Source organism: Dyadobacter sp. BE31, from assembly GCF_031457695.1.
Lineage (GTDB): Bacteria > Bacteroidota > Bacteroidia > Cytophagales > Spirosomataceae > Dyadobacter.
In genome coordinates, this window is sequence record NZ_JAVDXA010000002.1 from 462,080 (window position 1) to 478,949 (window position 16,870).

The 16,870-nt window shown below is 54.6% G+C and carries 11 protein-coding genes; 9 read left to right on the plus strand and 2 right to left on the minus strand.

What is annotated here, in order from left to right:
- Nucleotides 1–20: 20 nt before the first annotated feature.
- The 3 genes from J2Y43_RS10815 to J2Y43_RS10825 are packed head-to-tail and all read left to right on the plus strand — an operon-like array spanning nt 21 to nt 5,093.
- The gene (locus J2Y43_RS10815) at nt 21–2,261 is read left to right on the plus strand and encodes a hypothetical protein (RefSeq protein ID WP_309982254.1); all 2,241 of its coding nucleotides are present in this window, start codon (nt 21–23) and stop codon (nt 2,259–2,261) included.
- Nucleotides 2,245–3,612: a radical SAM/SPASM domain-containing protein gene (locus tag J2Y43_RS10820; protein WP_309982256.1), complete on the plus strand. Its 1,368-nt coding sequence runs from the start codon at nt 2,245–2,247 to the stop codon at nt 3,610–3,612. The genes J2Y43_RS10815 and J2Y43_RS10820 overlap by 17 nt, the downstream gene beginning before the upstream one ends.
- Nucleotides 3,600–5,093 (plus strand): tryptophan 7-halogenase, encoded by a 1,494-nt coding sequence (locus J2Y43_RS10825; protein WP_309982258.1) that lies wholly within the window; start codon nt 3,600–3,602, stop codon nt 5,091–5,093. The genes J2Y43_RS10820 and J2Y43_RS10825 overlap by 13 nt, the downstream gene beginning before the upstream one ends.
- Nucleotides 5,094–5,113: 20 nt before the next feature.
- Here J2Y43_RS10825 and J2Y43_RS10830 read toward each other — a convergent pair whose 3' ends face one another.
- Nucleotides 5,114–6,313, minus strand: a complete 1,200-nt coding sequence (locus tag J2Y43_RS10830) for a PQQ-binding-like beta-propeller repeat protein (RefSeq protein WP_309982260.1) — start codon at nt 6,311–6,313, stop codon at nt 5,114–5,116.
- A gap of 153 nt (nt 6,314–6,466) precedes the next feature.
- On the opposite strand from J2Y43_RS10830, the gene J2Y43_RS10835 reads away from it, so the two are divergent.
- From J2Y43_RS10835 to J2Y43_RS10855, 5 genes are all read left to right on the plus strand, one after another.
- A complete protein-coding gene (locus J2Y43_RS10835; RefSeq protein ID WP_223409540.1) occupies nt 6,467–7,060 on the plus strand; it encodes an RNA polymerase sigma factor in 594 nt (197 codons plus the stop codon).
- Nucleotides 7,061–7,138: 78 nt separating this feature from the next.
- A complete protein-coding gene (locus J2Y43_RS10840) occupies nt 7,139–8,209 on the plus strand; it encodes a FecR domain-containing protein (RefSeq protein WP_309982262.1) in 1,071 nt (356 codons plus the stop codon).
- A 160-nt stretch (nt 8,210–8,369) separates the two neighbouring features.
- The gene (locus J2Y43_RS10845; protein WP_309982265.1) at nt 8,370–11,819 is read left to right on the plus strand and encodes a TonB-dependent receptor; all 3,450 of its coding nucleotides are present in this window, start codon (nt 8,370–8,372) and stop codon (nt 11,817–11,819) included.
- 43 nt (nt 11,820–11,862) lie between these two features.
- Nucleotides 11,863–13,317 carry a RagB/SusD family nutrient uptake outer membrane protein gene (locus J2Y43_RS10850; protein ID WP_309982268.1) on the plus strand — a complete coding sequence of 485 codons (1,455 nt, stop codon included), beginning with the start codon at nt 11,863–11,865 and terminating at the stop codon, nt 13,315–13,317.
- A complete protein-coding gene (locus J2Y43_RS10855; RefSeq protein WP_309982271.1) occupies nt 13,304–15,607 on the plus strand; it encodes a glycosyl hydrolase family 95 catalytic domain-containing protein in 2,304 nt (767 codons plus the stop codon). Before J2Y43_RS10850 ends, J2Y43_RS10855 begins: the two co-directional genes overlap by 14 nt.
- A gap of 11 nt (nt 15,608–15,618) precedes the next feature.
- Here the strand turns inward: J2Y43_RS10855 and J2Y43_RS10860 are convergent, their stop codons facing one another.
- Nucleotides 15,619–16,044, minus strand: coding sequence for a hypothetical protein (locus J2Y43_RS10860; RefSeq protein WP_309982272.1), 426 nt, complete (start codon nt 16,042–16,044; stop codon nt 15,619–15,621).
- Nucleotides 16,045–16,195: 151 nt separating this feature from the next.
- Between J2Y43_RS10860 and J2Y43_RS10865 the strand changes: the two genes are divergently transcribed.
- On the plus strand, nt 16,196–16,804 hold the full coding sequence (locus J2Y43_RS10865; RefSeq protein ID WP_309982274.1) for a sigma-70 family RNA polymerase sigma factor: 609 nt from the start codon (nt 16,196–16,198) through the stop codon (nt 16,802–16,804).
- The last annotated feature ends 66 nt before the right edge of the window (nt 16,805–16,870 follow it).

The window sequence follows — 16,870 nt, forward strand, 5'->3', positions numbered from 1 at the left end:
GCCAAAAACCATTGCCGGATATGAAAATTCTAGCATTAAGAATACTTCCTCCCATTGCACTTGGGCGTCTGGGCGAATCAGACAAGCCGATGGCCGCATATGACCTTACATTATCCAAAGATAAGCCGCTGGATTTTCGGAAAATCGTGCCGGAGCAGTCCTTCCAGGTTCATCCCTCGACCGGGGAAATAACGGCTTTTCAGCCCGAACGCGTCGCATTTAAGGATGCCGAAAACCTGGAAGACAAAACCGGGAAAGCCCACCCGGTGGCCCCGTTCCTTGAAGTGTTCGCCATCACCGACGAGCAGCCGGGCCGGTTGTTACCACTCACGGTCGATTTACTGAAAAAAGCCGGCTACGAGCTGGAAGATGTCACCTGGGATGTGCAGGTGGGCAATATCAAGATATTTAGAAGGACCAATGATGAAAACGACAAGATGTACGCGAAGATCGACGACATCCGGTCGCACGAACTGAAACCTTTGCTGGCCCAATGCGCGAACTTTATCGAGGGTAAAACGCTGCCGCTGGGGTTTGTGCAGTTCATAAAGCCTACGCCCGATTTTCCGGAAATCAGGTTCCGGTTTACGCCGGCCGCAGGAAAAGTTTACGGTTCGAGCCTGATCAGGTTCAATAACGGAAAGGAGCAGGTGGATCCGGTGTTTGCCGGGCGGCGCGACGATCCGATTTTATATGATATTAAAAAAGGTAAATGGCGCGGCTATTCGGAAACCAGCACGCCTAATCCGCTCTATACCAACCCTGCGCAGATATTTGCCGGCTATTCGGATGCAAATGGCAACCAGGTGAGCTGGGGGTATCTGGACGACGAATGCGACGGGTTTGTTACCGTAAAACTCACCGGTCGGGACGGCAAATCGCAGTTTGCAAAGGCGCATATCAGCGCAGGCCCTCCTGCATATGCGCCCGACACGTTGCCTATCCGCGTGGTGTCCGACGAATTGGAACAAATCCTGAAAGGCACCGACGTCGATGGGGAAGTGACGATCGACGAAGCCGAGGAAATCGTGCGCCGCGCATTTGAAACGATCCGGCTGATGAACACGGCCATTATGAACGGCAATGCCTATGAAGGCAAGCTGAATGTGGCGAGCACGATGGTACGGCAGAATACCAACGACTTCGGGCGTCTCTACGAGCCGATTATGGCCACTTCGCTGGTAGATAATATGGCGTTGCAGGTGCTGCACGAACGCGTTTTTGCCGGGCTGAGTACCGGTGCTTCGCCCTGGTTTGAAGACCTGCTGCGGAAACCCGAGGAAATCGGAGATCTGTCGGCCAAAGCCCTTCGCAAAATGCCCGCATTGATGCGCGGCGCCGATGGCCGGTCGCTCACGTTTACCAAACGGCAGATCAATATGGTTATAAAAGCGGCCGCGAGATCGCTGATGCCGGATGTGGCTGCCGCGGAAGTTTCCGGTGATGATCCGCTGGTACCTTCGAACCTCACTGCGCAGCTGCATTACCGCGGCAAGGGAAACCCTGTGAGCGTGTTGCCCCGTACCGCCATCTCCAACTGCTTCCCGGGCCTCGAATTCGATTTTAGAAACCTGTGGCGCCGTGCATTCCAGGGAATTGTGCTGATCGAGAACAACAACTATGTGATCGACGCCGACGAGTCCCTCGCTTATTTGGTACATCACCGCCTGGTAGCCATTGACGGCAAACCTACCATGGTGGCCACTTCGGGGCCCGTCTTTCCCGACGGCGATAGCGTGCCCCTTCGCACGGAAGCCAACCCGAACGGGGTGTCGTTCATGGAATGGTCCAATTCGATGGTGAATGTGCTGCAAAAGCAAGGGCAGCAGGTTGCGTGCTATTTTACGGCGGAACAAAGTACCCACGAGGTGGTCGTAGATCTGGATAAATTGGAAGATCCGGCCTTGTATACGAAGGTGTTGCTCACTGTCAATAAGGTTTTTGAGGGCGATAGTGCCACGCTTTCGGAACAGATTATCAAGCCCGGCGAACTCACCCAGGGACTTTGTGCCCCGTGGCAGAACGACTACCGCGAATGCGCCTGCTACTACTGGGCCGCCAGCCGCCCCGATTACGTAAATGTCGTGCCCGACGAGAAGGGACTCAGCACCGGCGATAGCTGGATGGCCAAGAAACGTACCGGTAAATACATACCGGACGATCGCGTCAATACCCGATTACTATCCTATGACGACCTGTTTATCAACTGGCAGGGCGAACTCAACTTTATCGTGGAAGGAAAAGATGCACTTAACAGCTGAAATGGAACCGGCCGTGGCGGTTGCGCGACTGGCCGGGACAATTGCCGCGCAATCCCGGCCGAAATCGCCATCGGCCCACCTGATCAGAGGCAGGCAGTCGCAGCTTTTCATTCCGAACGGCAGCAGGTTGTATGCGGTAGCGGGCGACGTGGAACAGCGGATCGCGCGTGCCCTCGACGCAGGCGACGAAGCGGAATTGCAGGATTTGCTGGTCAGATGCGGCTTGTCCGCGCCCGATTATGTCGATAATACGCCACTGGAAAGCCCCAGGCTCTACGCGCTTTCGCTCGCCATCGCACAGAAATGCAATATGGGCTGCACCTATTGCTACGCCGATCAGGGCAGTTTTGGCGGGCAGGCAAAAAGCATGTCGCTCGACACCGCGCTGCGGGCAATAGACCTCCTGGTGGATCAGTGCCCCGAGGGCGAAAAGGTACAGCTGACATTCCTGGGCGGAGAGCCACTGGCTAATCGGAAAGCGCTAAGGGAAGCGACGGCATATGCGGTGGCCAAAGCCGAAAAAAAGGGAATCAAAGTGGGTTTTTCGATCACGACCAACGGTACGATGGTCACCGAAGCCGATGCCCGCTTTTTCGAGGAATATGGCTTTGCCGTTACGATCAGCCTGGACGGCATTGGCAAAAGTCACGACGCGCTGAGGCCCATGAAGGGCGGCAAAGGCAGCTTCGAGCTGATCATGCGAAACCTGGGGCCGTTGCTGGCCATGCAGGGCAAAATGCAGGTTTCAGTACGTGTTACGGTCACCCCGCGCAACCTCGACCTGCCGGCTATGCTGGATGAGTTTATCCAAATGGGCTTTCATAGCGTCGGTTTTTCGCCCTTGCTGCGGTCGATGAACGGCCGCGACGAAATGGGGCAGGAGGAGCTTTCGGTACTCCTGGAAAACATGATCGCGTGCGGCCTCAATTTTGAAAAGAATGTGCTGGCAGGCAAGCGTTACCCGTTTTTGAACATGGTAAATGCATTAAAGGAAATCGACAAAGGCACGCACCGGCCGTATCCCTGCGGGGCAGGGGCGGGTTACATGGGCGTATCGGCCGACGAGGAGCTATTCGCCTGTCACCGGTTTGTGAATGAAGACGAGGGCAAAATGGGTAACCTTAGTACGGGTGTCGACCCCAGCTTGCAAAATGGCTGGCTATCGTCAAGGCATGTGAGCAATCAGAGCCCATGTACGCAATGCTGGGCCCGTTACTTATGCGGGGGCGGTTGCCACCACGAGGTAATTGCCAAAGGGCGCACCGCCTGCGACTACATCCGCTCGTGGCTGCATTATACGATACAGGCACATGAGCGGCTGGCTCGCCTGAAACCGGGATGGAACAGGTAATGGGTCAAAGTTTTGAAATTGTAGTGATCGGTGCGGGGCCTGCGGGACTCACGGCAGCCATCCGCTTACTGGAAATGGGCCATTCGGTGGCGCTGGTCGAGCAGGAAGCATTTCCGCGTCCGCAGATCGGGGAGTCGCTTTCGCCCGGGGTGCGCCCTATTTTCGCCTACCTCGGAGCCGGAGCGCTGTTGGAAGATCCCAGTTACTTGCCCGATATTCCGGCCAGGGTGGCATGGGGCAGGGGAGAGCCTTTGCATGTGGAACCGGTGCAGCGGGGAGGCGGGCTAATGGTCGACAGGGCACACCTGGATGCGCAGCTGCTGACTCTGGCCGTCGGTAGGGGACTCCAAGTATTCCAACCGGCCCGGATGGTCGAATCGACATTTCAAAACGACCGGTACCAATTGAAATTACAATCTGCGGCTGGTGATTTCCGGGTCACAAGCCGCGTGGTTTTGGACGCCCGCGGGCGTAAAGGCGGGCACACCCGCGAGCATATGGCGCTGGCACCTGCGTCGGTGGCGCTGTGGACGCACGTGCCTGCGGCGGCATCGCCTGGCGAGGCGCGGCCTGGTCAGGCTCGAATAGAAACGGTCGAAGAGGGTTGGATATGGGGTGCCCCGGTGCCGGGAGGCCAATATCGGATCATGGCTTTTACGGACCCGGATTCGATCAAGGGACAAAAGCTGACGCGCTCCATGCAGCAAATGCTTTCCCGATCGCAATTGTTTCGGTCGGTGGTGATCGATGATTGGCGCTTTGAAATACAAACCTGCCTCGTGAGCGCCTATGTACACACGCGCCCATGGGACCGGCAGTTTATCAAAATCGGCGAGGCCGCATTTACCCTCGATCCCCTGTCCTCGACCGGGGTGGAAGCAGCGATGCGCTTTTCATTGCAAACCGCTATTGCCGTGCACACCATGCTGACCGATGGAAACCCCGGCGTCGCAAGGGCATTCTATGAAAACAAACTGGCCGACGCCGTCGCCAGCCATTCCCGCTGGACATCCGACTATTACCGGCAGGCAGCCACATCGGATTCTCCTTTTCCTTTTTGGGAAAAACGAAGAGACTTCTGCGCGGAAGCACTGCCGGTTATCAATGACTTTACTGCATTGATCAAACGGAGGCTAACCCAGGAATCGCCGACTACGCATGCAACAGAACCCGCTGCCGTGCCGATCGACCCGCTCATCCGGTTCCTTTGGGACAAACCCGTTCGCCTGTCGGGCCAGCTCGCATTCAGCTCCGAATTCGCCGTCACCGGCGATCGTGTAGAAATCCGGCGCGCATTGCAGCACCCCAATCTTTCCGGGCCGCTGATTTACCTGAACCAGATCGAAATCCCCCCGCTCCTGAACGCATTGAGTGAGGGTGATACGTATGGCACGGCGATCGAAACCTGGTGCCGCCTTGTTCCTTACCATGATGTCAAAAAGGTACTGGGATTCCTTTGGAGCACAGAGATTGTTCAGTAGTATTGCAAATCGGTTCCATTTTACTTGCCAGCCACTTTCTGCATATCCAGCGCATAAAAATACCCGTTAGCATCCCCGAAATACAGCACACCATCCGCCGCGACGGGGCCTGAAAGGATCGATCCCAGCGAGAGAATATGCTTTTCGGCTTGCAGGTAGTTGTCGCCGTACATATCGAAATCTTTGCGGATGTGGTCGGTGTCGTCGTACACGAGGGCGTGGTTTTTCTTGCTTTCGTCTGTCTGGAAAGTTTTGATCACCTTCCCGGTGGCGGGGTCGGCGAAATAGACCCTGCCGTTGAAGCAACCGAACACCAGCTTGTCCTCTATGATCAATGCCGTTGCGTATACCCGCATATTGAGCGGCATAACCCAGTTCACTTTCCCCGTAGCGGCATCCAGCGAGTAAAACTGGTGCGTATCCGAGGTGCCTACGAACAGGTTTCCCTTGTGGAGGGTGGGCGTGGCAATTACCCAGCTGCCCTTTTCTTTCATATTCCATTTCTGCTTGCCGGTCTGGGTATTCAGGCTATAAATGTAAAAATCGCGGCTGCCGAAAATCACCTGGTCGTCGTCGACGTAGGCGGCCCGCTGAACTTCACCTTTGGGGAATGCAGGATCGCCCAACGTTTTGAACTTCCAGATCAGGTTGCCGTTCTGCGCATCGAGCACATAGAAATGCCCGTCGTAACTGCCGATGAAAACCTTGCCGTTCCGTACTACCGGTGAAGCATGTACGACGCCCCCGGTTTTGAATCGCCAGCGTAATTTGCCCGAGTCGATATCGATCGCATACACCGAGCTGTCGCCGCTGCCGGCGTATAATGCACTGCCGGCAGCGACGGGGGAGGAAAGGTAGTAATCCCAAGTGTCGTAGTGCTGCTCGCCGCCTGTTTTAAAGGTCCACAGCAGCGTGCCCTTTTTCTTGTCTACGGCATAAATGTTGCCATCTGCGCTGTTGAACAGTACTTTACCGGCCGCTACCGCGGGCGTGGACCTGACTGCCCCGGCAGTGGTGTACTTCCAGAGCTGCCTGCCCGTAGACTTATCGAGGGCATATAAATTCATATCATTACTACCGACATAAACGACTTTATCGGTTGCGGCGGGTGCCCCGTGAATGCCTCCGGCGGTCGAAAATTTCCACAGAAGCGGTTGCTGAGCAAAAGCCGGGATAATCAGGATTAAACAAAACAGGAAGAGGTTCAATTGTTTTTTCATGGCTGTTGAAAGAAAGGATAGGTGTGCCCGCAAGTTATATGAAAATGGCCAAAGCACATTGGGACAATAAAATTTCAGGGCATTTTTGAATTCCTCGCAAAATGAGTAAAATGCACAATTATTCTATAATTATCCTAACCCACGGCCTGGTAAATGTCAGACTCTACGCTTCCGGATTCACAACTTTGGTGCCTGATCAAAGACGACGACCAGGCTGCCTACACGACCCTTTTCCGGAAATATTACCCTGCATTGCTCGGTTACGGCAAGTCACTGACCGACCACCACGGGCTGGCGGGTGACTGCGTGCAGGAAACATTCATGGAAATCTGGCTGTACCGCCGAAACCTCGCCGTGCCCGATTCAGTGCGCGCTTACCTGCTCGCAGGCGTACGGCGGCGGATTGCACGCCGTCTCGAACGCGACCGCATTTTCAGACACTCGCGCGACATCGGCGAAGGCGAGTTTTCCTTCCAGTTTACCCCGCTCGATGAAATGATCTCCGACGAGGAGACACGCCGGCAGGTACAACAGCTCAATACCCTGCTCAACCAGCTGCCCGCACGCCAGCGCGAGGCGCTGTATCTGCGTTACCATCAGCAGCTTGACATCGACGAGATCGCCCGGCTGATGCAGATCAATCCGCAATCGGCTTCCAACCTGCTTCACCGGGGAATCAAGCACATCCGGGAAGTTTGGGTGGGAGAGATGCACACGCTTGCGCTGCTCCTTTGTGTGTATTTTTAAATTTTTTATTAAAAAAATAGAAATTGGTGAGTATCGCCCGGCGGTACTGTCCTCTCCTGCCTGAAAAACCACTACTTCATGCAGCGAGAAAGCTATACTACCGTTACGCAATTTTGTGACGATCCATTGTTCCGGGACTGGGTGATCACCGGGCGTGATCATGCGGGCTGGGCGCAATGGATCGAAGCAAATGCCGATAAACAACGGCTGGTGCAGGAAGCGCGTTACCTGATCCTGGCGATCGGTAGCGAGGCTCCCGGTGCTACGGCCGGTGAAACCGATCAGGCGCTCGAAGAGACCTGGTGGCGGATCCACGAGCAGGAGCACCGCGTACGGCCACTTGCGCTCGCGAGATGGTGGCGCGTGGCGGCCGCTGTACTGCTGTTTGCGCTCGGCTTGGGTTGGTATGTGTCACGCCTGCATTCTCCCGGGACGCACATAGCAGTAAGTCAGCCGGCTGCATTACCGGGCAGCAGGGACATCGGGATATTCAACGACTCCAAAGTACCTCGCCTGGTGAACCTGGAAGACGGCAGCACGATCATCCTTCAACCGGGCGGAAAGCTCAGCTATCCACGGAAGTTTGCGGCTCAAAAACGCGAGGTGCATCTGTCGGGTGAGGCGTTTTTTGAAATCAGTAAAAACCGGCAGCGCCCGTTCCTGGTCTACACCAACGACATCGTGACGGAAGTGGTAGGCACGAGCTTCCGCATTAAGGCGGCGGACGACCAGCCTGAGGTGGAGGTTTTTGTCAAAACCGGCGAAGTGCACGTCCGGCAGATCCAATCGAAAGGCAGCAAGGCCGCCGAGAATGTGGTATTGCTTCCCAACCAGTCGGTCAGCTACGTAAAGTCCCTCAGCCTTTTTGAAAAACCCGAAAACAAGGATATCCCGAAACGGGCTATCGAATACCTGAATTTTGACTTCTCCGATGCGCCCGTCGGGACGATTTTCTCGACCCTGGAAAGTGCTTACGGCGTCACGATCGACTATCCCCACGATGTCTTACGCGACTGTTACCTTTCCACCTCGTTGTCCGATGAACCACTTTTGTCGAAACTGAAAATCGTCTGCGAAAGTATCAGCTCCGGTACGCAGTTCCGTATGGAAGGAAACCACGTGATTGTAGAATCTACCGGCTGTAATTAATGACCCGCCTATGAATTAACCAACCTGTATACAAAAAAGAGCCGGACTGGTTGCAGCAGGCCGGCTCCTGAAATCCACAACTCCGATTGCATTACGCCCTGGGAGTGGGGTGTTATTGCCCAATTTTTCTGTCGAATCGAAACAATAAACCGTCAAATCTATGAAGAAAACTTTGACTGCCAAACGCTTATTGTGTCAACTCTTAATGAAGTCGTTACAACAAATCGTCCTTTTGATTGTCGTAGCCCAGCTGGCAATGGCCGGACCGCTGGCCGGTCAGAACCTCCTGGAAAAAAGAGTTACGCTGAATCTCAACCGCGCTACCCTGGGCAGCGCATTACAGCAGCTGGAAAAAACAGCTGAAATCAAATTTTCCTACAACTCGCGCATGCTCCCGCTGAAATTCACGGTGAGCCTGAATGCGCAGAACGAACCGCTCGCCGCCGTGCTCGACAAGCTGTTGTTACCCAACAAGATCAGCTATAAGCAGGTGAGCAACCGCATTGTATTGCGGAATCAACCGGAGGTAATCAATGCCGTGGAGCCGGGCCTGGCACCGGATGCGCCGAAGTACGCCACAGTGGTGGAAGACAGGTCGCTGGTAGGCAAGGTGTCCGGAGAAAAGGGCGAAGGCCTGCCGGGGATCAACATCGTGATCAAAGGCAGCCAGCGCGGCGCCGTGACGAATGCGGACGGCAGTTACAGTCTCCTGGTACCCGATGGCGCCCAGACGGTCGTGTTCTCCTCGGTGGGCTATATTTCGCAGGAAATAGTGGTTTCCGCGGAACGTACAGCCCTGGACGTTTCCCTGAAAGTGGACGAGAAAGCCCTCGAAGAAGTGGTGGTAGTGGGTTACGGAACGCAAAAGAAGGTAAACCTCACCGGGGCCGTATCGACGGTGAATGTCGATAATATGCAAAGCCGCCAGGTGAGCAACAGCCTCGCTGCATTGCAGGGGCAGGTGACCGGCTTGCGCATCAGCCAGGGCACGGGTATGCCCGGCCGCGAGAGCGTTTCCCTGCAACTCCGCGGGGCGAGTTCCTGGGGGACCAACACAAGCCCGCTGGTGCTGGTAGATGGCGTGGTAGGTTCATTGGACGTGCTGCCGATGTCGGATATTGAAAGCATTTCGGTGCTGAAAGATGCCGCTTCGGCGTCGATTTACGGAGCGCGGGCGGCAAATGGCGTGATACTCGTAACGACCAAACAGGGAAAGAAAGGCAAGCCGGCGCTGACCTACAATATGTCGCTTCGCACGCAGTCGCCCACGGGAGTGCCCAACCAGATATGGAATTCGGGGCAGTACATGGAGCTTTTCAACAAAGCCGTAGCCCGCAATGCCGTCAGCGCGGTTCCTTTTCCGCAATCGCTGATCGACAAGTATAAGGATCCCAACCGCAACAAGGACATGTTCCCCGATTACAACTGGGCGGATGCCGTTTGGAAATCGGCCCCGATGCAGGAGCACAATGTCGGCGTGAATGGCGGTTCCGATGCATTTAAATACAATATGTCGGCCGGGATCATCGACCAGAAAGGGGTACTGATGGGCCATAACTACAAGCGTTTCAACGGGCTGGCCAACCTCTCGACGACGATCAACAAGTACATTACAGTGGGTACCAACGTGAGCTACATGAAAGGCAATTCGGTTTCTCCGTACTACGAAAACCAGAATTTCGTACTCATGACCATGACCCAGTCGCCGCTCGTGAAGCCCTACCTGCCCGACGGCAGCGGTCGCTACACCGACAAAGCGGTGCCGACCGGCGTGGGCGGTACGCAGAACAACCGTAACCCTTTCTGGATCGCTAACGAAACTTACCGGGATTATGAAGACTGGCAAGCCAACGTACAGGGCTGGCTGGACGTGAACTTCCTGCAAACCGAGAAAATGGGTTTGAAATGGAGTTCCAAATATGCCTCCCGGTTTGCCGAGCAGTTCCGCAATATTTACCACTACGGCGCCGATGCCTACTATTATCTGCCCGAAAGCGAATACGCGACCGGCGGTGCCAATGTATACCAGAAGGGCACCCCGTTTGGTCCGGAAGCATTGGGCGTGACCAATGGCAACTACCGTACGCTGCTGAACACCTTCTACTCGTCGGTGAACTGGAACTGGAACCCCGACCGGCAGGATATTTCACTCATGGTGGGGTATAGTCAGGAAGAACAGAAATACCGCTGGCTGGGCGGTACCCGCAGCGTATTTCCCGTAAAGAATATGTACGAGCTCGACGGTATGGGCCCTTTGAACCAAACTACCACCGGCGGCTTGACCGAATGGGCTTTCCAGTCGCTTTTCGGGCGTGCTACTTACGCATTCGCACAGAAATATTTGCTCGAAGCCAATTTCAGGTATGACGGTACTTCGCGTATCTACAAAGACAGCCGCTGGGGCTTTTTTCCTTCGGCTTCGGCCGCCTGGCGGATCAGCGAAGAGGCGTTTATCCGTGACGGTGCCAACTGGATCGACAACCTGAAACTCAGGGCATCATACGGGTTGCTGGGGAATGCCAATATCGGTGAATACCCGTGGCAGGAAACTTATGCCACAACCACTTATGCATTCAATGAGGCATTGAACCAGGGCGTTCAGCAGAATGCCTACCGCAACCGCGAACTGAAATGGGAAGAAACCAAGACTGCCGACATCGGGCTCGATTTTAACCTCAAAAATGACCTGATCTACGGTACAATCGATTGGTACAACAAATCGACGACCGGGATCCTGGCCGGTGCCATTATCCCCGCCAGCGCCGGAATGTCGGCCCCGACGATCAACTACGGTGCACTCCGGAATTACGGGGTGGAGGTAGAACTGGGACACAAAGGTAAGGTAGGTGCGGTGGAATATGGTATTAATGCGCAGGTATCGGCCAACCGCAATAAAGTGGTGAAGTACCCCGCACCGGCATACAGTGATCGCATTATCAAGGAAGGTTTGCCTTACCGCGACTACTATTTGTACGAATATATCGGTCTGTTCAAATCCGAGGAAGAACTCAAAGCGGTGGTTACGCCGGGTAACCCGCAATTGGGTGATATTAAGTTCAAAGACCAGAACAACGACGGTAAAATCGACGGCGATGACCGCATTCGTGTGAAAGGCGCTTACCCCGGCTTTATTTATTCTTTCGGAGGAAATGTGAGATGGAAAAATTTTGATCTCGTGGTTTTCTTCCAGGGGGTTCAAGGCCAGAAAGTCAGGACTTATTTCTTTGGCGAGGACCCATTCTCGCAGGGCTCGTCCCCGCATCCCAAGTTCCTCAATGCCTACGATCCTGTCACCAACCCGAATTCCGACGTGCCGGCCATTTACGGCTGGGGATATGCGCCTATGACGGGCGGAACGGCCCAGAACTCGACGTATTTTCTCAAAGACGCGTCATACCTGCGCCTGAAAAACTTGCAGATCGGCTACACCATCCCTACTTCGGTTACGAAAAAGGTGGGTATCAATCACCTGAAAGTGTTCGTCACAGGCGACAACATCCTCACATTCACCAAATACCCCGACCTCGACCCCGAACGGGCGGGAGACGGCTGGCATGCGCAGTACCCGCAGCTGAAAGTGTATTCCGTGGGCCTGAACCTGAGATTCTGATTGGTATAAAAAGATGTCATTTGATTTAAAAGATATACACCATATGAAAACTTTTCTGAACCATATTCTCTTGCCGGCTTTGTTCGTAGCCACGCTGACGGGTTGCAGCGATGATTTTCTGGACAAAAACCCGCCGCAGGAAATTGCCGCGGGGCAGTTCTGGACTTCGGAGGGCGATGTGCAAATGGGCCTGGCAGGATGCTATGCCCGTTTGAAAGGCACTTACCTGACCTGGCACCGCAGCTATTTCGATGCAGCAGCCGACAACGGCTGGGCACAGCATTATGGCGATATCCGCCTCATGCAGTCGGGGACGCTGGATCCCGCCAACTCGGGTGCGCCGCGGGCGCTGTACACGTCGTGCTATACAGGCATTGCCAGCTGCAATACTTTTCTCAAAAATTTCACGAAGGTGTCGTTGCCCGACGCGGCGGCCAAAGCCTACGAAGCCGAGGCGCGGTTCCTGCGGGCGATGTTCTATTTCGAACTGGTGCAGCATTGGGGCGGGGTGGTGATTTACAAAGAGGTCCCTTCCGATATCGAGCAACTGAAAATCGCCAAATCGACCAAGGAAGAGGTGTATAAATTCATCGAGGAGGACCTGAATTTCGCGGTGGCCAACCTTCCCGACGATGCCTACAAATCGGGGCATGCCGTGAAAACCAGCGCCAAAGCGTTACAGGCGCGTATTGCATTGTTTCAGAGTAAGTGGGACGATGTGATTTCACTCACTTCCTCCATTATCGCATCGAACAAGTATTCGCTGGCGACCGACCTGGAATCCCAGTTCATTAAAGGGAAAGGACAGGCCTCCTGCCCGGAGATCATTTTCTCCATTAAATACATCGAAACGAGGGATGGACGTCAATCGGGCGACGGTGGTCAGGAGGTGGAATTTTTCCGCTGGGGCGGCCTCGCACCGACCAAGGACCTGATCGACGAATATGAAACAGGGGACCTTCGCCTGAAAAAGTGGTATTATTATTCACCCAACAAAACCACTTTCGAGCGCGAGGACGGTTTTAAATTCCAGACCGAGTTCACCGCCACCAATTATGGGCTGATCAAATTCGCGGCGATTTGGGATCCCGGGCGTTTTATACCCAGCGAGCGCGATATTCTTACCGGCCACGACATTGTGCTTTTCCGGCTCTCGGATATTTACCTGATGAACGCCGAGGCGCAAATGGAAAAGGCCGGTGGCACAACTGCCGACGCCAAGGCGCTCTCGTATGTGAATGCGATCCGCAGCCGCGCGGGCGTGCCTGCATTCACCACGCTCACCCGTGCGCTCGTACGTAAGGAGCGCAGGCGGGAGCTCGCATTCGAAGGCCTGCGGCTTTTCGACGTCGTGCGCTGGCGCATCGGGAAGGATCTCAACGACAAACTCATCCATAGCAACATCCGGTTGAAATGGGACGATAAGTTCTATATTTGGCCATTCTCGCAAAGTGAAATAGACATTAACACAGCATTGAAACAAAATGAGGGATATTAAGCGCCGTATTTGTTTTCCGATCCTGCTGGCGTGCGTGTGGCCGTTTTCGACGGTCCACGCGCAACCGGCGAAGCAGCATAATCTTCATTTTGAAAAACTGGCCAAAGTATGGGACGAGGCGCTTCCGCTGGGCAATGGTACCATCGGGGCGCTGATCTGGGAGCGGGAAGGCAGGCTACGCTTCTCACTCGATCGCGCCGATGTGTGGGATATGCGCCCGATGGCCGGTCTGCACCGGGAGGAGTTCAGTTACAAATGGGTTCAGGAACAGGTCCGTAAAAAGGATTATAAGCCGGTCCAGCAGTATTTCGATGCACCTTACGACCGGGAGCCGGCTCCGTCCAAGATTCCGGCTGGCGCTCTGGAATTCGATTTGCCCGCCGGATGGCAGGTGAAACGGGCCGACGTATTGCTCGCGTCGGCTTCCGCCGAGGTGGAGTGGTCGAACGGCGTTGTGTTGAAAACCTTTGTACACGCTACCGAGCCGGTCGGCTGGTTCCGGTTTGAAAACGTGCCGCAGGAAATGCTGCCGCAGATCGTGGCACCGAAATATACCGGAGCGGTGAAAGAAGGCGGTACGGTGAACTCCCTTGTGGGCGACGACCTCGCGCGCCTGGGCTACAAGCAGGGTACCATTACTCCCGGGCCGGGCACCATTACCTACCGGCAGGAAGGCTGGGGCGGGTTCAGTTATGAAGTGGCGGTGCGCTGGAAGCCATTGCAAAATGGGGTACTGGAAGGCGCGTGGAGCGTTTCTTCGCATTATCCGAAAGCCGCCGCAAAGCCGAATGCTGCCGCGCTGACTCAAAATGCGTTGAAACAGTCCTATACAGCGGCTATAACGTCGCATGAGGCATGGTGGAAGCGTTTTTGGGGGATGTCGTCGATTGCCGTGCCGGATCCGCTCATCGAGAAGCAGTGGTACCTGGAACAATACAAGTTTGGATCGGCAGCCCGCCGTGGTGCCCCCCCGATCTCGTTGCAGGCCGTCTGGACCGCCGATAACGGCCGCATTCCGCCCTGGAAAGGAGATTACCACCACGACCTGAACACCCAGCTCAGTTACTGGCCGGCATACAGCGGTAACCATTTGGAAGAAGCCCTGGGCTACCTCGACCATCTGGACGAAAATAAGGAGAATTACCTGCGTTACTCGAAGCTGTATTTCGGCGTCGATGGACTGGCCGTGCCCGGCGTCACTACCCTGGACGGCACCGAAATGGGCGGCTGGATCCAGTATTCGCTTTCGCCCACGGTTTCGGGCTGGCTGGCGCATCATTATTACCTGCAATGGCGGTACGGTAAGGACAAGGAATTCCTGAAAGCCCGCGCCTATCCCTGGTTCAAGCAGGCGTGCACTTTGTTTGAAAACATTACGATCAAAAACGAAAAAGGCGAGCGGCAACTGCCGATCAGTTCGAGCCCGGAGATCAGGGACAACCGCCTGGAAGCATGGTTTCCCGAAACGACGAATTACGACCTGGCGATCATCAAGTTCACATTTAAGACCGGTGCCGAGCTGGCGGAGGTAATGGGCGATAAGGAGCAGGCCGGAAAATGGCGCAAGCTGCTGGGAGAGTTCCCGGATTTTGCGCAAACGGACAACAGCGAACTGATGTTTGCCCGTACTTTGCCCTACAACGAATCGCACCGTCACTTTTCGCATTTGATGGCCATTCATCCGCTGGGGTTGATCCAATGGGAGGACGGCGAACAGGCCCGGAAAACGATCACGAACACGATTGCCCTGCTCGATAAAGTGGGGCCCGACTGGTGGTGCGGGTATTCTTATTCCTGGCTCGCCAACCTGAAAGCGCGCGCCAAAGACGGAGCAGGGGCCAGGGACGCACTCGCTACTTTTGCGAGGGCATTCTGCCTTCCGAACAGCTTCCACGCGAATGGCGATCAGACGAAATCCGGGCTTTCGAAATTCACCTATCGCCCGTTCACGCTCGAAGGTAACTTCGCATTTGCCTCGGGCTTGCAGGAAATGATGCTGCAAAGCTATGCCGATGCGATTGAGATCATGCCTGCATTGCCTGCGGACTGGAAAGACGCCGCATTCAGTAACCTCCGTGCGGAGGGAGCCGTGCTGGTAAGCGCCCAAAGAAAGGCGGGACGGATTGTCCAAATTAGCCTTTTGGCCGAAAACGCCGGAGAATTTTCATTGAAATTGCCCGCCTCAGGCCTTAAAATAACCATGACCAAAGGCGTGCGGAAAGTAAAAGACGACGGAAAGGTGGTCACGTTCAGTGCACCGGCGGGAGGGAAGGTCGAGCTGGTCGACTAAGCCACGTTACATCAGCGGTTCTGAAAACCATGAACGGCCAGTTTGTGCTTTTCAGAACCGTGCCGGATCGATAACGTACCTTTGTACCCGGTGGTCCCTTCCACTATTTCCTTCGCTTCCTTCACCGCGAGAATGAGGTTATAGTCGCCTGCGGAAAAGTACATATCGAAACCTTTGGCGCTGCGGACGGTCATCGTATGGCCCAGTACGATGTTTTTACCGCCGTCTACATAAACAGCCCTTTTAAGCGGGTCGGCGAGGAAAATGTAATGTTTCTCCGACAGCGGTACCTGCCTTAAAGCGAAGAAATATCCTGCATCTCCCTTGACGGGACTTTCTTCGGCGGCGGAGACCAAAAGGCCCTGCGCGATTTGGCACATGCCGGTGGCCGGCAGGAGAAAATTGATACTCACGAGCAAAACGGATAGGGCTTTCATAAGTGTCTGATCTAAAAGTGGTTAAATGACCGGTCGGGGAATGGTGCGATCATTTTTTATACAAAAACCGTGCCGTGGGAGGGAAGGAGAGGGATTTCCCCAAATCGCGAAATTTTTTTGTATTTAAAGTTTTTTCTCTTTCACTTTACCTGTGAAAAATATCCAGGTAATGGCCGGCGAGCCCACAGATGAAGCAACACATTGGAAAGAGCTCCTTTCCGGCAGCAAGGAAGCCTATGCGGCGATCTACGGATTGCACGTGAAGGCGATGTTCCGTTATGGGATGAGCCTGGTGTCCATTTCGGAGGAATTTGTCCTCGATTGCATTCACGACGTTTTCGCCGAGATCTGGATCAGGCGCGAGCGGCTGAGCGTCCCCGACAATATCCGTTCATACCTCTTCGTGGCACTGAAAAACAGGATACTGCATTTGCTGAAACGGCAGGAACGCCCCCATATGTTCGTCACGCAGGAGCATTTCGAAGACCTCTGGTTCGAATCCTCGGTGGAAGATATTCTGACGCAAAAGGAAGAATCGGCGAGCCGCGAAGAACTGCTTACCCGCCTTATCGGCCAGCTTCCGCCCCGCCAGCAGGAAGCGATCAGGCTTCGTTTTGTCGAAAACATGGATTACCAGGAGATCGGGCAGGTGCTCGAAGTGAATACCCAATCGGCCCATAACCTGGTATTCAGGGCGATGGAAAAACTACGCGGCTGGCTTCTGGCGGCACTTTTCCTTTTTCAATACAGCTGGTTTTAGAAATAATATTTTGTAACTACCGGTAGTTTTAAAAATTTTTTAAAAATTTATCCTTCCTGCCGAGTA